This window comes from Algibacter sp. R77976 (assembly GCF_044594645.1).
Classification (GTDB): domain Bacteria; phylum Bacteroidota; class Bacteroidia; order Flavobacteriales; family Flavobacteriaceae; genus Algibacter_B.
In genome coordinates, this window is sequence record NZ_CP138989.1 from 791,375 (window position 1) to 814,093 (window position 22,719).

Here is a 22,719-nt window from a genome sequence, read left to right on the forward strand (position 1 = left end):
ATATTAAACTGTTTATAAATTAATTTTGATCCGTTTCGTTAGTTTAAACTTTTATTGGATTTAGGTCTAAGTTCAAAAAACTCGATAAAGCTTGGTGGGTTTTCAATAACACCACGTTTAGAAATTAATTTAATATCAATATTTCGTTCTTTTGCTTTCAAAGCGAAATCTTCTAAAATTTCAATAATATCATAATCTAAATATCTGGTATTCATTAAATCGATTTCTAAATATGAATCTGAAGGAATGTTATCTAACTCCTTTAAAATAGACCCTTTATTAAAGAATGTAACTTCTTCTGCTAAAGTCATTTTAATTTTTCCATCATCAACATCTTCACCTTCTTTATGTAAAAAGTGAGAGTTTTGGAAACTTTTTAATAGAACAACAAAAATACCAACTACCAGTCCTAAACCTATACCCCATAGTAAGTCTATAAACACAATACCGATTATGGTTACAATAAATGGCACCCATTGTTTCCAACCAAGGCTAAACATTTTTTTAAAGGTTGAAGGTTTTGCTAATTTAAAACCTACAATAAATAATACCGCTGCCAATACAGATAACGGAATCATATTTAAAAGTTTAGGTATAAGAATTACGGAAATTAATAAGAAAAACCCATGAACTATAGCAGATAATTTCGACCTGCCTCCTGATTGAATATTAGCAGAACTTCTCACAATAACTTGCGTAATTGGTAAACCTCCGATTAAACCAGAAAGAATATTTCCTGTTCCTTGAGCTAACAATTCTCTGTTGGTTGGTGTTACATTTTTATGTGGGTCTAACTTATCGGTAGCTTCAACACACAACAACGTTTCTAGTGAAGCCACAATAGCTATTGTAAAACCAGTAACCCAAACCTCCATTCTTGTTATAGCCCCAAAATTAGGAAAGCTAAATTGACCTAAAAAGCTATCAAAACCATCTGGAATAGGCACAGAAACTAAATGGTCGTTAGATATATTAAGTGTGCTATCTTTAGTTAAAACATAAAATATTATACCTACAACAACAGCCACTAAAGGCCCTTGAATAAGTTGAAATATTTTTCCTTTTTTAGACAGCACATTAGACCATAACAACAAGATACCCATGGCTATAATAGCTACAGTTGTTGCACCTGTACTAACATTACCGCTTATTAAGGCGTTAATTGCTTTTAAAAGCTCTGTTAATGTATTTTCTCCGTCTATTTGAAGAAAAGCAAAATCCCCTTGAGGATCTTCATCCATACCGAAAAAATGAGGTATTTGCTTTAAAATTATAATGATTCCTATACCCGTAAGCATACCTTTTATTACAGAAGAAGGAAAGTAATAACCAATAATACCAGCTCTTAACAGCCCTAATAGGATTTGAATACCTCCTCCTATTACAACAGCTACCAAAAAGTTTTGATACCCACCAAGCGCACCAATTGCGGTTAATACAATTGCTGCCAAACCAGCCGCAGGACCACTTACTCCAATTTTAGAACCACTAATTGCTCCAACTACAATACCTCCAATAATTCCTGCTATTACTCCTGCAAAAAGGGGAGCACCACTAGCCAATGCAATACCTAAACATAACGGTAAAGCAACAAAAAACACGACTATACTCGCTGGCAAGTCATTCTTAATATATTTAAACATACTTATTATTTTTACTTCTGATATTTTATATACCACAAGTTATTAAAATTTAATTTAGACTTTACAGAAAAGTCCATTAATACAAAATTATATTACGAAGATGTAAAAATCGGGTGGAGGAGAAATTAAATTTAAATGCGGTTTGGGGTAATTTTTAAAAAAATACGCTGAATGATTTTCTATTTTCTTTGAATCAGAAAGTGATGCTGTATTTAAGACATCATGTACAATTAATTCTTTGTCGTTATTCTTTTCAAGACCTTTATCTTCCTCTTCTTCACTAGAGATATAAAAACAAGAAACATCAGCCGAATTGTCAATAATTAAAATAACTGTTGGTGCTATTAAAAACAGCAAAAACATACTAGAAAATATTATAGAAATAATGTTCCTTTTCATTTTAATTACATTCGAATGGTAAATATATCATATTTGTTTAATAATAATTATAGGTTATTCAACAATTTTACATCTTCAGATAAAACCCATCCTGTTTTACCATCAGAAAGCTCTATTCTTTTCCAATTATCAACTGTACCAATAACCTGCACTTTAGTACCTTCATGTAATCTAAAAGATTCTTCACTTCTTAAATTTGGCTCTGCCTTAACTTTAGCTTCTTGAGCAAAAACAATTGCTGGATTATCTTTTTTATCTAAATTAAATTTATGAAAAGCAAAAGCAAGCGTTATACAAACTAATATTAAAGCCGTAATACTTCCAATAAATGCAATACGTTTATTAAGCGTTGAATAAGCAAAATAATATACTAGAAACAACACAACAAAACAAAAAACTAAACCAACAGCTATTTTAGCCCAAACATCAAAAGACATTTTATTTGTTGTTGTATTCAATAATTTTGAAAACCCCGCATCAGGCACAACATCAATAGCATCAATAGTCATGTTTCTTGCAAAAGCTATGTTATTCTTTATATCTGCATCATTAGGGTTTAACAATAACGCTTTTTCATAATAATAAATACTTGGCGCAATATTATTGAGTTTGTAATGTGCATTTGCTAGGTTAAAATATAAATCTGCAGAATGCTTTTCTGTTTCTAAAATCGCACTATAATTATCTATAGCCTCAGCATACTGCCCTTTGTTATATAATGTATTCGCTTTTTCGAACACCATTTGGTTTTGAGCAAAAAGCCCGAAACTAAACAAAAACGATAGTATATAAAATATCTGTTTCATATTAACGTGCTTGTTTATCGATTAATGAAATTGTTTTTGCTGCCTTATCGTAATCTTCTTGCATTGTAACAACATCAATAGGCGTATATCGTGCTAATTCGCAATTTTCTAAAATGCTTTCAAAATCGTTAACAACGGTTTCTTCAACACCTTTACCTCCTAGCAAACTCTTAATTTTATCTTTACTTAACTCGTTTGTTTCAATATGTAATTTTGCTTTAAGATAATTATGTAATGCTTTCTCTAAAGCGATATAGAATACTTCTTTTTGACCTAATGATTTTTTTGCGTTTCCTAAATATTTACGAGCTAGTTTATTGGCTTTTCTTATTTTATTACCATAAACATCGGCATCTCTGGTCGCTTTCTTTTTACGAATAAAAATAGCTAATGGAATTGCTAAAAAAGGCAATAATAACAAACTCCAAAATAGATTTGACTTGAAAAAATAATTTTGCTGCATTTCCGTAAAATCAGTTTTGGTTTTAATAAACGCAAACTGATCACTATTTAAAACTACTGCTTGCTTATTATTAGCCGTAACATTATTTTCAGTTGAAGCTATATTATTTGAAGGACCATTTAATACATCAATTACGATTTCATCTGAAGATAGCCTTTTATAACTTTCTGTTTTTAAATCGAAATAAGAAAACGAAATACTTGGTATTGGGTATTTACCCTTGTACTGAGGCACTACAGTATAACTATCTGAAATACTCCCTTGCATACCTGATAAGTTGGTACTTACATTTTCTTTATGTTCCGGTTCGTAAACCTCTAAAGAACTCGGGAGCGATATTTTAGGCAGCTTAAATAGTTTTAAATTTCCGTTACCCTTAACGTTAACTTTTAGTTGGAGTGACTCAGTAGCATCTAACTCTGTTTTTGAAGCAGATACATCTAATTTAAAATCTCCAACAGCACCAGTAAAATCAACTGGCTTTCCTGTTTCTGGTAATGCCTTTACATTAATGGTTTTATTTCCTGCAGAAACGGTTTTACTAACCCTTGTCATTAATAAACTTCCAAAAATATCGCGTCTATTAGTTGGCACACGCATAGAAAGATTAAGAGTTAATGGCTCAATATTTAATTTTCCAGTTTTTTGAGGATACAAAACGGTTTTTCTTAAGACTAAATAACGGTAATCTTCGCCTTTATACGTTCCGTTTTGAACTTTTTGACCTTTAGTATTTATATTCTGACTCCAAAAATCATTATATCTGGGAGAGTCTATTTCGTTCCAATTATCAACAGCTATTTTAGGTGATACATATAGTTTGTAAACAACAGTTATAGCTTCATTTAAATACGGACTAGTTTTAGAAACCTCAGCAACTAAATGAATATTTTCTGAAGCCAAATAATTTGGATCGTTAGGATCTTTTGGAATATCTACGGCCGCGGTTACTTGTATTTTTATTGGTGTGGTTTTATAGATTTGATCCTTAATATTTATTGTAGCCTGAGAAATAGTGAAGCTTCCGCGCTTTTTAGGTGATAAAAAATACGTGTATGTTTTCTTAAAAGAGCGTTTACCGTTAATCCAAGAATTACTTACCGATTGGTTAGGCCCACCAACAACTGTAAATCCTGCAAAATCTGGCGGATTAAAATTGTCTCCATCTTGATTCATTTCAAAATCAACACGCAATCGCTCATTTACACCAAGTTTGTTTTTACTAACCTTAGCATCAAAATTTACTTGAGCCGAAGTAATGCTCGTTGTGAGTATGAATAATAGTAAAGTATATTTTATTAACTGCATGATTATGATTAACGAACAATGATTAACGATTAACGATTTTTGAATTATTGTTCTTAGATGTTTTTATACTAGCTACAAAGATTGAAATAAGTTGATTATTTTCATCAATAGCTTTTATTAATTTTTCTTTATTTCCATTATGTAAATTAACTTACCAGTCTTTATCGGTTTTAATTTTTACGCCTTTTTGTTTTTCAGCATTCATTTTTTCTTGAACCTTTTGTTCTTGATTATTCATAGCTTCTAACAAATTTTTCATTTGTTGAGGAGACATTTGCCCAGGTTGTGGCTTAGGCTTTTGCTGTTCTTTTTCCTTGTCTTTATCGCCTTTTCCTTCATCCTTTTTGTCGTCTTTAGGCTTGCCATCTTCATCTTTTTCATCTTCACCATCCTTATTTTCATCTTCGCCTTCGTCTTTTTTGTCTTCCTTATCGTCGCCCTCTTTATCTTTGTTATCTTTATTTTCTTTGTCGTCGCCCTCTTTATCGTCTTTATTATCTTTGTTTTCGTCTTGTTTGTCTTTGTCGTCTTGCTTATCGTCTTTGTTTTCGTCGTCTTGCTTTTGCTGTTCTTCGGCACAAACTTTTGCAACACCTAAATTATATCTTGTTTCATCATCTGCAGGGTTGTTTCTTAATGCATTTTTATAAGCTTCAACAGCTTCTTTACATTTTTCATTTTGCATTAAAATATTTCCAATATTATGAAATGCTTTATGCTTTTCAAGTTTTGAAGTTGCTGTTTCTGTGGCTTGCTGAAGTCTATAAAGAGACTCTTCTAAATTTCCGCTTTTATAATACGAAGTTCCAAGATTATAAGCACCTGCAATTGTTGTTGGTTGTTCTGAAATTGCTTTTCTATAGGCCATTTCTGCCGAAACAAAATCTTCTCCTTCAATCAATTCATTACCTTCATACACAAAATTATTAGCCTTTTTTGTAGCCAATTCAAATGCTTTATTCTCTTCTTGAGAAAAAGAAAAAACCGAGCTTAATGTTAATATGAATACTATTATGTGTTTCATTTTTATTTCTAAATTATAGAATCTAATACGTTTTTTTCGTTAAAAAATTTATAAAATTTAAACCTTTCGACTTGTTCTGCAAGGTGCTTTCAATGAAAATACATTTTCATCTCAACCAATGCTCAAAGTGACATTTCGTTTTAACTAAAAATTTTCATTAAACAAATTCAACTTCTTTAACCATGCTGTTTTTCGCTCTAATAGTAAAACATCTATTAATAAAAAGAAAATTCCGAAACCTAAAAACCATTGAAATTGATCTTTAAAATCGGCAAATTCTTTAGCTTCAAATTCTGTTTTGTCCATGGTGTTTAAAATCTCGCGAATATTATCTACAACATTGTTTGTGTTTTTTCCATTTATATAAGCTCCGTTAGCTTCTGATGCTATATTTTGAAGGGTTTCTTCGTTTAATTTTGTTATCACGGTTTCGCCTTGACTATCTTTTTTATAATTTAAAACGACACCATTTCTTTTTTCTGGAATTGGACCTCCTTTTACGTCTCCCACGCCAATAGTAAATATCCTGATGCCTTCTTCACTTGCTTCTTCTGCTACAATTGCGGCTTGCTCACTATGGTCTTCACCATCAGAAATAATAATAAGCACGCGGTTGGTTTGTTCTTCATCATCAAAATACGTTCTAGCTAATTTAATGGCTTCGTTAATTGCCGTTCCTTGAGAAGATAACATATCGGTATTCATGCTTTGTAAAAACATTTTAGCCGAAGCATAATCTGTTGTGATTGGCAATTGTGGAAACGCTTTTCCTGCGTAAGCAATAATACCAACACGATCGCTTGCCAGATTATTAATAATTTGAGTTACTAATTGCTTCGATTTTTCTAATCTATTAGGCGCAATATCTTCTGCTAACATACTTTTAGAAACATCGACTGCAAAAACAATATCGACACCTTCTCGTTTAACGGTTTCAAGTTTTGTACCTATTTTAGGGTTTACTAAAGCTATAGTTAAACAAAGGAATGCTAAACTTAAAACAATAGTTTTTAAAACAGATTTAAAAACAGATCTGTTAGGGCTTAACCTTTTTAATAATGGTGCATCAGCAAACTTTTTTTGAGTTCTATACCTCCAAAATTGAAGTGCCGAAAACAGTAGGATTATTACTGGAATAATTCCTAAAGTCCAAAACCATATTTTTTCTTCTAATAAAAACATCTTTGTTGTTTAGTTGTTTGTCGCGGATTTATTTATTTGTTTTTCCACGAATTCACTAATATTTTTATTTTTAGATTTCCGCTTTCACGGAAATAAAAAAACACCACTTATACAAAACTTCTAAAAACCGTATAGCGCAGCAGTAACTCCATAAGCAATAACAAGCCTGCCAAAATTACTAACGGTCTATATTTCTCTTCGTAATTGTAATACTTAAACTCTTCTATTTCTGTTTTTTCAAGCTTGTTTATCTCTTCATAAATCTCTTCAAGCTTTTTGTTATTGGTAGCTCTAAAATATCTACCTCCTGTTGCCTCGGCGATTTCTTTTAATAAATCTTCATCAATCTCTACTTGAATACGCCCGTATTGAAAATTACCGTTTGGTAAAATAGCAACTGGCGATAATGCCATACCATTAGTTCCCAAACCTATAGTGTATGTTTTAATACCATATTCTACAGCCAATTCGCTGGCTATTTTTGGATCTATAAACCCTGAATTATTTACACCATCGGTTAATAAAATAATAACCTTACTTGATGCTTTACTATCCTTCAACCTATTTACCGAAGTAGCTAATCCCATACCAATAGCGGTTCCGCCTTCAATAATAGTATTGTATTTTATACTTTTAAGCGAACGTAATACAATAGATTTATCGCTTGTGATTGGTGTTTTTGTATAGCTTTCTCCTGCATATTCTACAAGCCCAATTCTATCGTTTGGCCTGCCTTTAATAAATTCGGCAGCTACTTTCTTTAAGGCTTCCAATCTGTTTGGCGACAAATCTTTAGCCAACATACTCGCCGAAACATCAATAGCCATTACGATATCTATACCTCGTGTTGTTTTAGTTTTAGTAGACACATCTACAGATTGCGGTCTGGCTAATGCCATAATTAATAAACCTAAAGCAACTAAACGTAAAATAAATAACAAAGGCCTTAGTTTTGGCAGCCAAGAACTTGTCACTTTAAATCCTTGTAAACTAGATATTTTAAGTTCGGCTGTTTGTTTTTTATGTTTTAACACATACCAAAGCACAGCCAATGGAAGCGCTAAGAGCAACCAGAAAAATTCTTTATTTACAAATTCTATGCCTTCTAACATTACTCCTCTGCTGGTTTAAGTTCAACTGAATTTAAAATACGATTTACCATTTGGTCAGCATAATTATCTTGTTCTTTATAAAAAAGCATGACTTGTTGTATAACACTTCCTGAAGTAAAGCCTAAAATTACATATTTACCTTTTTCAAACTTATCTGTTCCAAGCACAGGAGAATCCATAGAACCATAAATTTTTAAGCCTTCTGCTCCATTAGGTGTTTCAAATTTTTCATTTTTAGTGATTATATTTTGTGCACCTGCATTCTCAATAAATTTAAGCGTACCATTCATAGCTTGTTCAAGGTCTATTTTATTTTCGCCTAAATTCTTGATTTTTGTTGTAGCCACTTGAATTTGAAATTTCTCAAGTAAACTACCATAACTAAATTGCGTTAACTCAATTTGATTTGCCATTTCTTCTGGCAATTCTGGAGTCGTGCGTTTTAAAACTTTTGGTGTTGAAATGGTTATTGGAGGAAATCCATATTCGCTAGTTACCCAATCGCCTTCTAAGAGTTCTTTGCTATCATGCCCAATAATAGTATCTTTTACAATATCAAAACCATATTTTAAGGATAAACCCGTTAACGTAGCTAATAGTAAAAAGATACTAATACCTACTGTTAGCCATATTTTTTTACGCTTCTTTTTACGTTCTTGCTCTTCTCTATATTTCTCGTCTAAAAGTTTTTCTTCTTCTGTAGGTTCTGGTAATGCTTCTTTTACATGGTCTATTTCAACATCAATCGTGTCTCTATCAATTTTAGCCAATTCAATATCAGGAGAAGATTTAGCGAATTTTACTAAATCGGCTCGTTTTAAAATACTTTCTAAATTTTTAATATCATCATGACTTAAATCTACTTGATTGCCATCTTTAAGTAAATTTAATCTAGTAATTAACTCGTCTGTGGTACTTTCTAAAGCTTTATCATATACTTTTTCATCAAGATATTTTCTGATGATAAAGGTTAAATCTGAATAATAATCTTTTAAGTTTTCGTTTTCTAAATACGGTGTGTCATCTAGCTTTCTTAGTGCTAATTTTGCTCTATCATAAGGTGGTAATAGGGCAATTTTTTCGTCTTCAGACAACGGTTTTGTTCTCCAAATAAACCAATACAATAAAAATGCTATTACTCCTATAATTAGTAAGGTTAGTAATAGATATTTCCACCAATCGCTTCCACTTTTTTCAACACCAATAATAGGTTTTATATCGTATAAACCTTGTGTGGTATCTACAACAACATTATTAACCTCAACCTTTAAAGAATCTGTAAAAAAGGTTTTATCTCCAATAATTATTTTTTGCCTTGGAATGGTATAAGAACCAGAATCAAATTGGGTTAATCCGTATTTTTTAATCAGGTTATATTTATCCTTTTTCTTTAGCGTATCAATCGCGTAAGATTCTATTACTTCTAGAGGCGAAAATGTTTGCCCTTCTGGAAACACAACTAAATTTGTAGTGTCTGCCTCAACCTGAACATAATATGTAATTTGTTCACCAATTTTAATTGATGTTGAATCGATAGTTGACGTTACTTGTGAGAAAGATAAATAAGACAGAAGCATGAAGACAGAAGACAAAAGTAAGCTCCTTTTGAAACTTTCTTCAGCTTTTGAATTCAAATTCATAAATCTAAAATTGTTAATCATAAATCGTAAATCTTTTTTATCCTCTTCTTTTAAAATATCCTAAAAGCTTTTTAACATAGCTTTCGTCTACACGACAATCAATAGCACCTGCACCAGATTTCGTAAAGCTTTCTTTATAATAGTTTACTTTTTGATGGTAGAACTTACCGTAATTAATTCGTACTTTCTTTGAAGATGTGTTTACAAGCATTAATTCGCCCGTTTCTTCATCTTGCATTTGTACAATACCTAAATTTGGGATATCCTCTTCTCTTTTATCATAGACTCTAATACCAGTTACATCATGCTTTCCAGAAACAATCTTCATGGTTTGATGATAATCGTCTGCAATAAAATCAGATAGAACAAATACAATCGCTTTCTTTTTCATGACGTTTTGCAAGAATTTTAAAGCTTCGGCTAGATTGGTCTGTTTGCTCTCTGGTTGAAATTCTATAAGTTCACGAATAATTCGAAGTACGTGAGACCGTCCTTTTTTTGGTGGAATGTATAACTCTACTTTATCTGAAAATAAAATTAAACCAATTTTATCGTTATTTTGAGTTGCTGAAAATGCTAATGTTGCTGCAATTTCTGTAACAACTTCATTTTTAAATTGTTGATCTGTACCAAACAACTCAGAACCTGAAACATCTACCATAAGCATCATGGTAAGTTCGCGTTCTTCTTCAAAAACCTTTACATAAGGTTCGTTGTAACGTGCGGTAACATTCCAGTCTATATTTCTAACATCATCACCAAATTGATATTGGCGCACTTCACTAAACGTCATACCGCGCCCTTTAAAGGTAGAATGATATTCACCTCCAAAAATATGATCAGACAGTCTTCGTGTCTTAATCTCAATTTTACGTACTTTTTTTAGTAATTCTTTAGTATCCATTTTTTCAGTATGCAGGGTGCAGTCTTCAGTTAGCAGTCAAAACAAATCAGAATTCGAGTAAGCGCCTGACTACTGAATACTGATTTACTGTTAACTTTTTATGGTACTTCTATCTCGTTTACAATTTTATTAATGATGTCTTCTGAAGTTACATTTTCTGCTTCAGCTTCATAAGTAATGCCTATTCTGTGTCTTAACACATCATAAACAACAGCACGAACATCTTCTGGAATTACATAACCACGACGCTTAATAAATGCATAACATTTTGCAGCGGTTGCAAGGTTGATACTTCCACGAGGAGACGCTCCAAAAGATATTAATGGTTTTAAAGCTGGAAGCCTATATTTATCTGGATAACGTGTTGCAAAAATAATATCCAGAATATACTTTTCAATTTTTTCATCCATGTAAACTTCACGAACCGCTTCTTGAGCTTTTAATATTTGAGATATTGAAACCACAGGATTTACTTTATCCCAAGCACCTTTTAGGTTCGCTCTCATAATGAGTTGCTCTTCGTCAATTTTTGGATAATCAATAACTGTTTTTAACATAAAACGGTCAACCTGAGCTTCTGGTAATGGGTATGTTCCTTCTTGTTCAACTGGGTTTTGTGTTGCCATTACTAAAAATGGCTTATCAAGCTTAAAGGTTTCATCACCAATAGTTACTTGCTTTTCTTGCATCGCCTCAAGTAAAGCCGATTGTACTTTTGCAGGTGCTCTATTTATTTCATCTGCAAGTACAAAGTTTGCAAAGATTGGTCCTTTTTTAATTGAAAAATCATTAACCTTCATGTTATAGATTAATGTACCAGTAACATCTGCTGGTAATAAATCTGGTGTAAATTGTATTCTACTAAAACTACCATCTACCGCTTGCGCTAAGGTATTAATAGCTAAAGTTTTTGCCAATCCAGGAACACCTTCTAAAAGAATATGCCCTTGGCCCAATAAACCAATTAACAAACGTTCTACCATGTGCTTCTGACCCACAATAACTTTGTTCATTTCAAGCATTAGCAAATCAACAAAAGCACTTTCTTTTTCTATTTTCTCATTAATTGATTTAATATCAATTGTTCCTGTTTCTTCCATCGTTTTTTATTTTATTAAAAGCTCGAATTTACGTTTAATATTTTGAGTGGTGCAAAATGTTAAAAAAATCATTGAAAAGGTGTTAAAAAATGGTTAAAAATATTAAGGAATCTCAATGTTGATGCCATTTAACAAATAATTATTATAAGTTTATCTTAAATACACAATACATCTATACTTATATCACTTAAAAAGCATCTTTTTGACAAACACTTTTTAAGTATTTTTATAGTTTATAACAAACAATTATCTACATGAAAAAAACAGCACTAATTACTGGAACTACTAGCGGAATTGGCGAGGCTACCGCTTACGAATTTGCAAAACAAGGTATAAATTTAGTGCTCTGCGGAAGACGTTTAGAACGCTTAAAAACCATTCAAAAAGCATTAGAGCGATTAACCCATGTTCATATATTAAATTTCGATGTTCGAGATAGAGATGAAACCTTTAAAGCCATAGAAACACTTCCTAAAGAATTTAAAAACATTGATATTCTTATAAATAATGCAGGAAACGCGCACGGTTTAGACCCTATACAAGATGGAAGTATTGATGATTGGGATGCTATGATGGATATTAACGTTAAAGGTTTGCTTTATGTTAGCAAAGCTATTATTCCGCAAATGACCGAACGCCAATCTGGACATATTATAAATATTGGTTCGTCTGCTGGAAAAGAAGTTTACCCAAAAGGCAATGTCTACTGTGCCAGTAAGCACGCCGTTTTAGCAATAACCGAAGGCATGCGTCTTGATTTAAATCCATTTGGCATTAAAGTAGGATCTATAAATCCTGGTTTGGTTGAAACCGAATTTTCGCAAGTGCGTTTTAAAGGTGATGCTGTTGCAGATAATGTCTATAAAGGCTTTAAGGCTTTGCAAGCTAAAGATATTGCTGAAATTATATATTTTGCGGTGTCCAGACCACCTCATGTTAATATTGCAGATTTGTTGGTATTCCCAACGGCACAAGCTAACAGCGTAACTGTTAAGAAAGAATCATGACTAAAGATTTAAAACAGAAGTGGTATCAGTTAGCAACTCAATTCTCAGACGATTCATTCTTAGTTGAAAATCTCTGGATTGAAATTGAAAAGCAATACAGTTTAAAAATTCGTCATTATCATAACCTTTCGCATATTCAAAATATGATTTCTCATGCTGAAGTGGTTAGAGAGTATATAATTGATAATAACGCATTTTTGTTTTCGATTTGGTATCATGATATTATTTACAAACCCACCAGAAAAGATAACGAAGAAAAAAGTGCGCTTTTAGCTAAAAAACGGCTAAAAACACTAAATATTGATGAAAAAACATTGAAAAACATTGAAAATCTGATAATTTCAACAAAAAAGCATGAAATTATTTTGTCTCAAAACAATGATAATGCCTTACTACTAGATATAGATTTATCTATTTTAGGAAGTGATTGGGAAACCTATCAAAATTATATCCAAAGCATAAGAAAAGAATATGCTATTTATCCTAATTTCATGTACAAAAAAGGTAGGAAGGACGTATTGAAACATTTTTTAGAACGAAAAACGTTGTACTTTACTGAGGTTTATCAGAACAAATTTGAAAAACAAGCCAGACAAAACCTTTTAAAGGAAATTAAAATGCTATAAACAAGATTCCTGCCTTCGCAGGAATGACAGATATGATTAACAAACGCCTTCTCATAAAACACCTATTAGCTCATAACGATGAGAACAGTTTTTATGATAAAAAGCGAAAAGTTGATATTAGCCATAAAGAAGGAAAAGCAAAGTTTTTAAAACATATTTGTGCGCTTTCAAACAGCAATCCAAAAAATAATTCTTTTATAGTTATTGGTGTCGAAGATGAAGACAATAACATTGTTGGCGTCGATTTTTTTGATGACAGTAAAATACAAAACCTCATTAATGCATACTTAACTAATCCGCCAATTGTCCAATATGAAAACATTCCGTTTCCACATTTATCAGGCGACAAAGTTGTTGGTTTAGTAACCATTCGCCCTACGGGGAAAATAACCTCACTCAGAAAAAATATATGGAAATATTATGGTGGCTCTGTTTTTTTTAGAGACGGAAGCATCAGTATGCCTAAAGTTTTTGACATCGAAATTCAAGATGTTAACTCTAAAATTGTTGATGCCATTGAAAAACACGCTCAAAACAATATTGAGCATACATTAAATGGCGTTTTTGATTTTATGAATAACCGAAGAGACTTTAATGCACAGTACAAAGTGTTTAAAGAATATTTTGTAGTGTGTTGGGCCGGGCAAAAAAAAGAGGTGAAAGATGAAGTGTTTTATTCGCGAGTAGATATCGAACTTATTAATGAGCAAGTACGTTTGTTTTTTTCGGCTTTAGATGAAGTTTCAATACAAATTAATGAAGATAGTTTTAAAATTATTGAATACGTAAACCTTGGTCTTCAAGGCTCTAATAAATACTACCAACTAGAAGAAACTTTAATTAAATTTGAAGACAACGCGCACTATAATATTGAAACTAAATTATTATTTGAACCACCACAATTTGATAAAAAAGTACTCCATCATATTTATAACAACAATAATGCTATTTTAGAAAAACTAAAAAAAGGATTTAAATTGACTAAACAAGAAGACATCGATTTAAAAAATCTGCCTGCAACATATTTAATATGTTATTTAAACTTATTCCATCAAGCCATAGATAAGCTTAATGAAGCTAAACCCTATTTAAAAGCCTACAATAAAAATATTTATAATTCGTATAAAGAATCTTTAAGAATTTTAAGGAAAATGAAGTATAATTAATTTTATTTTCTGTTAATATTTGATAGAGTGCTCTTTAATAAAATAAACATAAGTATTTGTATTTCAGTAATTTGAATTACAAAATATTTTTCATGTATTAGTTTTTTAAATTAATATTTCCTCACAAATTTATTATTTAGCTCACAAAGCTAATGTTACATATCTTACATTATTTGATACATGTATCGCATTGTACTATCTAGTATGGTTATAGTTTTACACACTAATGTTAAACATATATTTAAATCAAAAAATCATGAAAACACTACTTAAAAATTACAAGTTAATTATCATTTTACTTTTAATGGCACCTTTATTTTCCTGCTCAAGTGATGACGATAATAACGACACCCCCGAACCTACAGTTGCCGAGCTTTTGGCTAATAAATGGTTTTACGAACAATTAGAAGACACTTCAACCAATCCAGCAACAATTACAGAATTAAATGATTGTGAAAAACAATCTTATTTCAACTTTTTAAGTGATGGTACACTAATAGTAGAATTTTTTGGTCTAGATGATGACGATATCTGTCAACCTGATGGAATTGAAGGTTACACTTATATTTTAAGTGCAGACGGCAAACAACTTATTATACAAACTGATACTGATCCTATATTTTTTACTATAGACTTTATTGATAGTTCTACTTTAACCTTTTATAACCAAGATTCACCTACCGTTAAATCTACGCTTAAGCGATAAGTCTATACATTTTTATTTAGTTAATTGGTCATAATACCTGTCTAGAATTAAAAATAGACAGGTATTATTTTTTTGACCAGGTAATTATACAATTAACAAATGTTAATAAATTTAACCTTAAGTTAACTTTAGAATTTTGATGTTTTATATTAAATACTATCTTTGCATCGCTATTAATCATTTAATTAACCTTGTGCCCCAAATCGAAAGATAGGTTCAAGGTTTTTTTTTTGCTCCAATTTTACTATAAAGTTGTTATTAGTTAGTTTCCCGCGTTAAGGATTGCAGAGAAACATTTATGTTCATGAATTCTTTAATATAAAATAGGAACGCATGAATAAAAGCCCACAGCCCGACAAAAGAGGTGCGAGGACTTGTAACCCTTCGACTTCGCTCAGGATAAACTACAAGCCCGACCCTTGTCGTAACACCAAAATTTTTCTAAATAAAATCTAATTGTTTAAACGATGTGTTGAGCACTTTTTTATCATCTACCTCTAGCCATTTATCTAAAACTGTTGCGTAGATGGTTCTAAAATCTATTTCGAATTTTAAATCGCCATTATCATCTAAATTACTAAGGCTTGCCATATTGTTATAAAAACCTGGTTTCTTTAAGTTTTCGCTAATTATAAAAACGTTGTTTGCGGTACCATGATCTGTACCAACACTTGCGTTTTGTTTAACACGACGACCAAATTCTGAAAAGGTTAAAATTAAAGTATCTTTAAAGGTGTCATTAGTTTTTAAATCCTGAACAAAGGCCTCAACGCCATCTGCATATTGCCCTAATAATCGTTCTTGGGTATTTAATTGATTAACATGTGTATCGAAACCACTTAAAGAGGTATAAAACACCTTGGTTTGCAATCCTGAATTAATAAATTGTGCTGTAGATTTTAACTGTTTTCCAAATTTATTATTTGGGTATTCTTGAAGACTCGTAAACGTTTTACTGGTTTCGAAAATGTATTTTGCTGAAGATTCTGCAGCAATCATAGATTTGTATAAATACCCTAAATTATGTTCGCTTAAATGTGCATCGTTTTGATGTTTGTTTAAGTTTTTAAAATAGGGGTCTTTTGATAGGTTATAAAAAGATTTAGCGTCTTGTGTTGCAATGGCATTACCATTTTCGCCTTTCATGGCTAATGATAGGCTTTCGTCTATTTCGATAGCGCTGTGTGGTTGTTTACCATAGTGGTCTAAATAACGTCCAACCCATCCGCTTTGCGAATATTCATTTGAATTGGATGCGGTTTGCCAAATATCCATAGACCTAAAATGCGACCTTACAGGATTTGGATAGCCTACATTGTTAATAATGGATAAATAGCCTTTATCGTAAAGTCTTTTTAAGGGTGTTAAACTTGGGTTTAATCCAACCTCATCGTTTAGTTTTATAACATCATTTTTTGCTATAGCTAAAGTTGGGCGTTCTTTATAATACAAATTGTTATTATAAGGAATCACGGTATTTAAACCATCGTTACCACCCGAAAGCTGAATGATTACCAAGCGTTTGTAACCTAATTTGCTACTTGCCACTTCCTCGAATGCTTTAACAAAACTAGGAACAAAAAATAAACTACTGGCAAGAGACGACTGCTTTAAAAATTTTCTTCTATCCATAATTAACACATTTGATATTCGGGTAACGACATAAGTTGTATACAATATTCTTGCTTTGATACCTTTTCTAACGAATTTAAGTAGGTCTTAGCGCTTTCGTTAATTTCACAAGCTAGTAAATGGTTTTCAAGCGCATCTATTTCAATATTTTTAAACTGAGTATTAAAGTATTTCCAATTTGTTTCAACTTTAAAACGCTTACCAAATTTTTTCTTAAACAACTCTTTTTTAGTCTCGGCATATTCATCTTCTTGTCCTACTTTTACTTTCGATATATAAGCTTTATTTAGTAATAAAGATGGCAGTTTTAAGCGCAATACAATGGTGTTGCTATCTATCCAATTTTTTCCGCCTTTCCAGCCTGCTACGTTTGGAGGATCTAATAAAACCTGCCCCAATAAACGTTGAACATACAACAGTTGCTTTGTGTTTGTAAATGATGTTGGAACGGTTTGTTTTAAACCTACCAAAAACTCTATTGGCGATTTTATTTTTATACCTATATTCTTTTCTTCATAAAACCAACTAGACATTAGCATATAACGCATTAGATTTTCTATGTTATAATCTTTATAAAACACATTAGCCATGGCGTTTACATGAGCTTCATCTATACTATCATTAACAAAATAGCGATACAATTTTCCGCAGATGAATGTTGCACATTGTTTTTCCTCTAAAATAATATCGATAATATCTTCACCTCTAAAATTGCCTGTTTTTCCGAAAAACGTTTTATCACCTTCATGATGTGTTCGTTTTTTAAAAACAAATTCACCTTGCAAATTATGACTATAGCCCGTAAATGCTTTAGCACTTTCTTTTATATCTTCTTCGGAATAATGCCCAACACCTAAGGTGAACAACTCCATTAACTCACGAGCAAAATTTTCGTTAGGTTTTTGCTTTTTATTTTGTTTTGTATTTAAATATTTTGTCATAGCTGCCTCTTTAGAAACAGCATTTACAAAATCTTTGAAATTACCCAAAGCATGTTTTCTGAGTGTATTGTTAAATTGTTGAATGTAAGTGATGCTATTGTCTCTACAAACAAAATGATTAGCCCAAAAAAGCGTCATTTTTTCTCTTAAAATCTCAGATGAATCCGTAAGTCTATCAACCCAAGCTGCATTAAATTCAATTTGTTTTTTACGACTTATTTTTTGAATTTTCCTTCGGGTTTCTTGATCAAGTTTAGACCCACTCATCATACTACCGCTAAAAATGGCTTTTATTTCAGAGGCATCAACTTCTAGAGGTGTTACATTTTTTGAGGCTGTAAAAAGATTATTAATAACATCGTTTTTACTCTTTCTAGCTAACGTATTTAAAGTTGTTGGCAAGATCCCAAAACCAATACGCCTATATAAATGTTGAATGTTTTTAGTTTTCACAGAGTTATGCTATTAAAATTAATGAACTAGTATATGCTTTGACTTCCATTTACTAAAATAGTTTAAAAGCCTGTTATTCAGCACAAAAAAACCGCTTCTTATAAAGAAACGGTTTTTTTATCTAATTATTAAGTTAAGCGGTTATTTTCCTCCATCTAACTCATCTTGCCATTTAAGAAGTTCCGCCCATTTACCTTCGTAAGCAAACTTGGCTTGTTTTGGCCATGTACCTGGTTTATGCATTTTAAATCTGTCTCCACCACTAGTTAAAACATCTTGACATTTTTCAAGTGAACATTCTGATAATGCTTTCCATGTTTTAACATCATGATTATGAAATAATTCTTGAATTTTTGGTCCAATACCTTCAACTACAGTTAAATCGTTTTCTTTTACCTTCTTGCCAAAAGCTGCTTTAGCTGCTGCTGCATCAAATGGTATTAAGGTTACAGTAGCCGCTGTTACAGTTGAAGCAGTTAAAGATGACGCTAACGAAGCTTTTGTTGATTTCAAGTCGCCCTCTAAAGAGACTTTACTTAATTTACAAGCATCTAATTCTGTTTGTAATCGCCCTATTCTATCTTCACAATCATTATCCTTTCCGCCTCCAGAAAGTCTTCCTAATAAGTATCCTAATATTGCGCAAATAGCACCGACTAATAATGGGATTAATATACACCAATTCATAATTTTATATTTTTTAAATTTTAGTTAATTGTTATTACTGTTCTTCTGTTTTCTGCTCTTCCTTCTTCAGTAGCATTATCTGCGATAGGAACTTTAGGACCTTGAGAAGATGTTTCAATATTACTATCCAAAATGCCATTTTTAATTAAATAGCCTTTAGCAAAATCTGCGCGTTGTTGACCTAAAACAACATTATGAGCTGCATTTCCTGTATTATCTGTATGCCCTACAACTTGAATCTTAACACCTAATTTATCTACACAATGAGAGATATCAGCAATTTTTTGACGCTGCTCTTTTGTTAAACTAATAGATGCTTGCCCAGTTTGAAAGTGTAATACTAACGGATTTGCTCTAATAGCATCACATGCCGTTTTTAACTCGTCCATAGAAGATGTGTCTGATGGATCAGAAGTTAGTACGCCAAATTCAATAGGTCCAAATAATGTACTCGTGTCATCCGGATTAATACCATCATTTAATTCTCCATAGGTATCTATTTGTTTTGAAGGAACACCATGTAGCACTAAATAATTTTTTACTGAATTAGCTCTTGCCAATCCTAAGTTAGGATACGCAGAATTGTTGGTTTCATCACTTTTATAAAGACCAGTAATTCCAACTGTTTTTAATGGATTTCCTAAAAGATAATCTTTAAGTTTTAAAACACCACTTTCAACAGCTCCAGAAACTGGATCTAAAATTGAAAAATTAGAAGTTTTAAAATTGAAATTATCATTCATTTCAATATTTAAATCGCCATTAGCGTCTTTAATCATAAATGCATTTCTTGTTGCATCTTTAATTTCTGGTACTACAGCACTTTTAGTCTCTTTTTGCTTGTTTTCGCACGATTCTTTACCACAGCAAACGCTACAACATACGAAATAATACAAAATAGTACCGAGAATAATAGTGAGTACAATTCCTAAAATATAGGATGTTTTTTTACTCATTAGATATTAGTTTTTGGTTATTAAAATATAAGTGCCTACAATATAACACTTTAAGCTCATATAATTAGAAACAATAAAACCAAAAAAGTCACTTACCTAAATGTAATTTATAATTCAAATAATAAATTAAGGTTTATATATTCAATTACATTTAAGAATGCCCTAATAAAAAAGGTGTTTTTGTAGAAATTTATCTCCGCTAAAAATCATTAACTTAGACTTTTAATACATCCAAATATTTATGAAAAAATGTATCTTTTTATTTTTAATTGTATCAATAATTGTATCCTGTAAAAATGAATCTCAATTAGAAACCGAAACCATTAAAAGCAACCCTAAACAAGCTGAATTTTCAATTATAATTCATGGAGGCGCTGGAAGTATAAGGCGTGATAATATGTCTAAAGAAAAAGAAGCTGAATATCGCCAAAAACTTGAAGAAGCCATTCGCGTAGGCTATGATATTTTGAAAGCTGGAGGAACAAGTTTAGATGCAGTACAAAAAACAATAAACGTATTAGAAGATTCTCCACTTTTCAACGCTGGAAAAGGAGCTGTTCTAACTTACGAAGGTATTAACGAACATGATGCATCCATAATGGATGGAAAAACCTTAAATGCAGGAGCTTCAGCTGGTACAAAAACGGTTAAAAACCCCATTAATTTGGCTAGAGCAGTAATGGATAATTCACCTCATGTCATGCTTTCTGGTTTTGGAGCTGAAACATTTGCAGCGGAACAAGGTTTAAAAATTGTAGAATCAAACTACTTTTTAACCGAAAAGAAGTTAAAATCTCTTGAACGCGTAAAAGCTTCAGAAAAAAACAAAGTAGCATCGTTTTATAATGAAGATCTTCAAGATTCAAAATTCGGAACAGTAGGTTGTGCAGCACTCGATAAACATGGGAATTTAGCAGCAGGAACCTCAACAGGAGGTATGACAAATAAACGTTGGGGACGTATTGGCGATTCTCCAATTATTGGGGCGGGAACTTATGCCAACAATAATACATGTGCTGTTTCAAGCACAGGTTGGGGCGAATTTTTTATTCGTGGCATGGTGGCGCATGATATTTCTGCACTTATGGAATATAAAGGCTTTTCTTTAAAAGAAGCAGCAAAAGAAGTTATCCAAAATAAATTACCAAACATAGGAGACCAAGGTGCAACTGGTGGAATTGTTGCCATTGATAAAAACGGAAATATGGCAATGGAATTTAATACGCAAGGCATGTTTAGAGCCACTATGAATGATAAAGGGGAATTATATATTGGGATGTTTACAAAATAACTGTAACAATTTAATACCTTTATACACATATAGTTAACCAACCCAAATACATCCATCAACCTAATTTACTTTCAACCTAAAAAAAGTAAATGATTAAAATTTTTAGGCGATTACGCCAGCGACTCCTTTCCGAAAACAAATTTTCGAAATATCTTCTTTATGCCATAGGCGAAATTATTCTTGTTGTGATTGGTATTCTCATTGCACTTCAGATTAATAATTGGAGCGCACAAAAAAAAGAGCATGAAGCCTTAAACAAAAATCTTTTAATTATAAAAAGTAATATCGAAGATGATATTTTAATGCTTGATTCTTTAAAAACCAGAAGAGAAAAATTAATACCGCTTTATAAAAAAGAACAACTGACCTTTTTTAATAATACCTACGATGTAGAGACATCTATGCAAGCAGTTTACGCTTTTGATGGATTTAATTTTAACGCAAACTTAAGTGGTTTCAATGCTTTACAACAATCGCCTTATCTATCTATGATAAATGGCAGTAGTCTACATAAGTTATTGATAGAAAGAAAATTAACTATAGATTATCTTAGCGTAACTGAAAATGAGACCAATACAGGCGTAGATAATTTAGAAGCTCAATTGGAATACACCTATGATATGAAAATGGGATACACCGTATTTATGAATGCTAAAGAACTTCAAGATGCGCAGGTTACTTTTACTCAAATTAATGCCTTTTTAAAAGAACTACATAATTCTGTATTTTATAGAAATGCTATAACAAAAGCATCAGTTAGAGACGAAACTATCATCCCTAAATACGATGCTTTAATTCAGCTTAGTAAAAAAGCCATAGCAGAGATTAATAAAGCAACCAAAAATCAATAATGTGCATAACTGTTAGTGTTTATCAAAACTAAATAAGAACCAAATGATTAAATTCTTCCGTAAAATTCGTCAAAACCTCATTATGGAAAATAAAACATCCAAATACTTCAAATATGCCCTTGGCGAAATTATTCTTGTGGTTATTGGAATTTTAATTGCATTACAGATTAATAATTGGAATGAAAATAGAAAATTGCAACAGAAAGAAGTTCAAATTTTAAAAGAAATAAAGAGTGATTTGTTTCAAACAAAAAAAGATATTTTATCAGCAGTAGAAGACCATAAAAAAGGGGTAACACAAAGTCAGTTTCTCTTAAATGCAATTCACAATAAAGCACCCTTCTCAGATTCTATTTATCGAGCATTTGCAGATTCTGGTAACGAATCAGAAATAACACCTAAAACAAGTAGTTTCGAAAATCTTAACAATATGGGATTGAATACCATATCGAACGATAGCTTGCGTATTGCCATAACAACTATGTTTCAATTGAGTTTTTCAAGAATAACTAACGATTTTCATATAGATGATTCTGAGGTTGATATTTCAAAAATGATGTATCCCTATCAACAAAAATATTTCGAAATTGACTTTTCAAACTTTGTAATGTTACCTCGAAAACACTCTGATACATTGAAGCTATTCAAACTCAAAATAAATAATTACAACCAGTTTTTAAATGATACCGAAATGTTTAAAATAATACAGCTCTCTATGTACACTAGAAGCGACCTAATTGATAGCCAAATGGAAGTTATAGAAGAGATTGATACCGTTGTTGAACAAATAGAAAAAGAACTTCTAACAAAAAAGTAATGTTA

The 22,719-nt window shown here is 31.6% G+C and carries 21 protein-coding genes; 7 read left to right on the top strand and 14 right to left on the bottom strand.

The genetic code is table 11. From position 1 onward, the window contains the following. Positions 1–38: 38 nt before the first annotated feature. The 10 genes from SJY43_RS03450 to SJY43_RS03495 all read right to left on the bottom strand — a co-directional run bounded on the left by SJY43_RS03450 (position 39) and on the right by SJY43_RS03495 (position 11,581). Entirely contained in the window at positions 39–1,643 is a 1,605-nt protein-coding gene (locus tag SJY43_RS03450) for a SulP family inorganic anion transporter (protein ID WP_396602450.1), read from the bottom strand. An 87-nt stretch (positions 1,644–1,730) separates the two neighbouring features. Beyond that, positions 1,731–2,042 (bottom strand): hypothetical protein, encoded by a 312-nt coding sequence (locus tag SJY43_RS03455; RefSeq protein ID WP_396602451.1) that lies wholly within the window; start codon positions 2,040–2,042, stop codon positions 1,731–1,733. A 47-nt stretch (positions 2,043–2,089) separates the two neighbouring features. Further along, positions 2,090–2,848: a tetratricopeptide repeat protein gene (locus tag SJY43_RS03460; RefSeq protein WP_396602452.1), complete on the bottom strand. Its 759-nt coding sequence runs from the start codon at positions 2,846–2,848 to the stop codon at positions 2,090–2,092. Between the two features lies 1 nt (position 2,849). Continuing rightward, complete coding sequence (locus SJY43_RS03465; protein WP_396602453.1) at positions 2,850–4,619, bottom strand: BatD family protein; 1,770 nt, start codon at positions 4,617–4,619, stop codon at positions 2,850–2,852. A gap of 151 nt (positions 4,620–4,770) precedes the next feature. Beyond that, a complete protein-coding gene (locus SJY43_RS03470) occupies positions 4,771–5,643 on the bottom strand; it encodes a tetratricopeptide repeat protein (RefSeq protein ID WP_396602454.1) in 873 nt (290 codons plus the stop codon). A gap of 144 nt (positions 5,644–5,787) precedes the next feature. Further along, on the bottom strand, positions 5,788–6,825 hold the full coding sequence (locus SJY43_RS03475; protein WP_396602455.1) for a VWA domain-containing protein: 1,038 nt from the start codon (positions 6,823–6,825) through the stop codon (positions 5,788–5,790). A 107-nt stretch (positions 6,826–6,932) separates the two neighbouring features. After that, the gene (locus SJY43_RS03480; RefSeq protein WP_396602456.1) at positions 6,933–7,937 is read right to left on the bottom strand and encodes a VWA domain-containing protein; all 1,005 of its coding nucleotides are present in this window, start codon (positions 7,935–7,937) and stop codon (positions 6,933–6,935) included. Further along, positions 7,937–9,577: a hypothetical protein gene (locus SJY43_RS03485; RefSeq protein ID WP_396602457.1), complete on the bottom strand. Its 1,641-nt coding sequence runs from the start codon at positions 9,575–9,577 to the stop codon at positions 7,937–7,939. The genes SJY43_RS03480 and SJY43_RS03485 overlap by 1 nt, the downstream gene beginning before the upstream one ends. A 37-nt stretch (positions 9,578–9,614) precedes the next feature. Then, complete coding sequence (locus SJY43_RS03490; protein ID WP_396602458.1) at positions 9,615–10,481, bottom strand: DUF58 domain-containing protein; 867 nt, start codon at positions 10,479–10,481, stop codon at positions 9,615–9,617. Between the two features lie 98 nt (positions 10,482–10,579). Beyond that, on the bottom strand, positions 10,580–11,581 hold the full coding sequence (locus SJY43_RS03495; protein WP_396602459.1) for an AAA family ATPase: 1,002 nt from the start codon (positions 11,579–11,581) through the stop codon (positions 10,580–10,582). Positions 11,582–11,835: 254 nt separating this feature from the next. On the opposite strand from SJY43_RS03495, the gene SJY43_RS03500 reads away from it, so the two are divergent. The 4 genes from SJY43_RS03500 (at position 11,836) to SJY43_RS03515 (ending at position 15,086) form a co-directional block, all read left to right on the top strand. Beyond that, a complete protein-coding gene (locus SJY43_RS03500) occupies positions 11,836–12,588 on the top strand; it encodes an SDR family NAD(P)-dependent oxidoreductase (RefSeq protein ID WP_396602460.1) in 753 nt (250 codons plus the stop codon). Next, positions 12,585–13,214 (top strand): hypothetical protein, encoded by a 630-nt coding sequence (locus SJY43_RS03505; RefSeq protein WP_396602461.1) that lies wholly within the window; start codon positions 12,585–12,587, stop codon positions 13,212–13,214. Before SJY43_RS03500 ends, SJY43_RS03505 begins: the two co-directional genes overlap by 4 nt. Before the next feature lie 32 nt (positions 13,215–13,246). Next, positions 13,247–14,380 (top strand): ATP-binding protein, encoded by a 1,134-nt coding sequence (locus SJY43_RS03510; RefSeq protein WP_396602462.1) that lies wholly within the window; start codon positions 13,247–13,249, stop codon positions 14,378–14,380. Positions 14,381–14,636: 256 nt separating this feature from the next. After that, on the top strand, positions 14,637–15,086 hold the full coding sequence (locus SJY43_RS03515; RefSeq protein WP_396602463.1) for a lipocalin family protein: 450 nt from the start codon (positions 14,637–14,639) through the stop codon (positions 15,084–15,086). Between the two features lie 441 nt (positions 15,087–15,527). Here SJY43_RS03515 and SJY43_RS03520 read toward each other — a convergent pair whose 3' ends face one another. From SJY43_RS03520 to SJY43_RS03535, 4 genes are all read right to left on the bottom strand, one after another. After that, positions 15,528–16,718 (bottom strand): DUF1501 domain-containing protein, encoded by a 1,191-nt coding sequence (locus SJY43_RS03520; RefSeq protein ID WP_396602464.1) that lies wholly within the window; start codon positions 16,716–16,718, stop codon positions 15,528–15,530. Between the two features lie 2 nt (positions 16,719–16,720). Further along, positions 16,721–18,112 carry a DUF1800 family protein gene (locus SJY43_RS03525; protein WP_396602465.1) on the bottom strand — a complete coding sequence of 464 codons (1,392 nt, stop codon included), beginning with the start codon at positions 18,110–18,112 and terminating at the stop codon, positions 16,721–16,723. Positions 18,113–18,253: 141 nt separating this feature from the next. Further along, on the bottom strand, positions 18,254–18,799 hold the full coding sequence (locus SJY43_RS03530; RefSeq protein WP_396602466.1) for a hypothetical protein: 546 nt from the start codon (positions 18,797–18,799) through the stop codon (positions 18,254–18,256). Positions 18,800–18,819: 20 nt separating this feature from the next. Continuing rightward, the gene (locus SJY43_RS03535) at positions 18,820–19,755 is read right to left on the bottom strand and encodes an OmpA family protein (RefSeq protein ID WP_396602467.1); all 936 of its coding nucleotides are present in this window, start codon (positions 19,753–19,755) and stop codon (positions 18,820–18,822) included. A gap of 241 nt (positions 19,756–19,996) precedes the next feature. On the opposite strand from SJY43_RS03535, the gene SJY43_RS03540 reads away from it, so the two are divergent. The 3 genes from SJY43_RS03540 (at position 19,997) to SJY43_RS03550 (ending at position 22,714) form a co-directional block, all read left to right on the top strand. Beyond that, positions 19,997–21,046 (top strand): isoaspartyl peptidase/L-asparaginase family protein, encoded by a 1,050-nt coding sequence (locus SJY43_RS03540; protein ID WP_396602468.1) that lies wholly within the window; start codon positions 19,997–19,999, stop codon positions 21,044–21,046. A gap of 89 nt (positions 21,047–21,135) precedes the next feature. Then, a complete protein-coding gene (locus SJY43_RS03545; protein WP_396602469.1) occupies positions 21,136–21,897 on the top strand; it encodes a DUF6090 family protein in 762 nt (253 codons plus the stop codon). A 43-nt stretch (positions 21,898–21,940) separates the two neighbouring features. Next, complete coding sequence (locus SJY43_RS03550) at positions 21,941–22,714, top strand: DUF6090 family protein (protein ID WP_396602470.1); 774 nt, start codon at positions 21,941–21,943, stop codon at positions 22,712–22,714. The last annotated feature ends 5 nt before the right edge of the window (positions 22,715–22,719 follow it).

What these genes read in the sequence shown, in the direction of transcription:
- SJY43_RS03450 (WP_396602450.1), bottom strand. Translation starts at nt 1,643, where the DNA reads ATGTTTAAATATATTAAGAATGACTTGCCAGCGAGTATAGTCGTGTTT.
- SJY43_RS03455 (WP_396602451.1), bottom strand. Translation starts at nt 2,042, where the DNA reads ATGAAAAGGAACATTATTTCTATAATATTTTCTAGTATGTTTTTGCTG.
- SJY43_RS03460 (WP_396602452.1), bottom strand. Translation starts at nt 2,848, where the DNA reads ATGAAACAGATATTTTATATACTATCGTTTTTGTTTAGTTTCGGGCTT.
- SJY43_RS03465 (WP_396602453.1), bottom strand. Translation starts at nt 4,619, where the DNA reads ATGCAGTTAATAAAATATACTTTACTATTATTCATACTCACAACGAGC.
- SJY43_RS03470 (WP_396602454.1), bottom strand. Translation starts at nt 5,643, where the DNA reads ATGAAACACATAATAGTATTCATATTAACATTAAGCTCGGTTTTTTCT.
- SJY43_RS03475 (WP_396602455.1), bottom strand. Translation starts at nt 6,825, where the DNA reads ATGTTTTTATTAGAAGAAAAAATATGGTTTTGGACTTTAGGAATTATT.
- SJY43_RS03480 (WP_396602456.1), bottom strand. Translation starts at nt 7,937, where the DNA reads ATGTTAGAAGGCATAGAATTTGTAAATAAAGAATTTTTCTGGTTGCTC.
- SJY43_RS03485 (WP_396602457.1), bottom strand. Translation starts at nt 9,577, where the DNA reads ATGAATTTGAATTCAAAAGCTGAAGAAAGTTTCAAAAGGAGCTTACTT.
- SJY43_RS03490 (WP_396602458.1), bottom strand. Translation starts at nt 10,481, where the DNA reads ATGGATACTAAAGAATTACTAAAAAAAGTACGTAAAATTGAGATTAAG.
- SJY43_RS03495 (WP_396602459.1), bottom strand. Translation starts at nt 11,581, where the DNA reads ATGGAAGAAACAGGAACAATTGATATTAAATCAATTAATGAGAAAATA.
- SJY43_RS03500 (WP_396602460.1), top strand. Translation starts at nt 11,836, where the DNA reads ATGAAAAAAACAGCACTAATTACTGGAACTACTAGCGGAATTGGCGAG.
- SJY43_RS03505 (WP_396602461.1), top strand. Translation starts at nt 12,585, where the DNA reads ATGACTAAAGATTTAAAACAGAAGTGGTATCAGTTAGCAACTCAATTC.
- SJY43_RS03510 (WP_396602462.1), top strand. Translation starts at nt 13,247, where the DNA reads ATGATTAACAAACGCCTTCTCATAAAACACCTATTAGCTCATAACGAT.
- SJY43_RS03515 (WP_396602463.1), top strand. Translation starts at nt 14,637, where the DNA reads ATGAAAACACTACTTAAAAATTACAAGTTAATTATCATTTTACTTTTA.
- SJY43_RS03520 (WP_396602464.1), bottom strand. Translation starts at nt 16,718, where the DNA reads ATGGATAGAAGAAAATTTTTAAAGCAGTCGTCTCTTGCCAGTAGTTTA.
- SJY43_RS03530 (WP_396602466.1), bottom strand. Translation starts at nt 18,799, where the DNA reads ATGAATTGGTGTATATTAATCCCATTATTAGTCGGTGCTATTTGCGCA.
- SJY43_RS03535 (WP_396602467.1), bottom strand. Translation starts at nt 19,755, where the DNA reads ATGAGTAAAAAAACATCCTATATTTTAGGAATTGTACTCACTATTATT.
- SJY43_RS03540 (WP_396602468.1), top strand. Translation starts at nt 19,997, where the DNA reads ATGAAAAAATGTATCTTTTTATTTTTAATTGTATCAATAATTGTATCC.
- SJY43_RS03545 (WP_396602469.1), top strand. Translation starts at nt 21,136, where the DNA reads ATGATTAAAATTTTTAGGCGATTACGCCAGCGACTCCTTTCCGAAAAC.
- SJY43_RS03550 (WP_396602470.1), top strand. Translation starts at nt 21,941, where the DNA reads ATGATTAAATTCTTCCGTAAAATTCGTCAAAACCTCATTATGGAAAAT.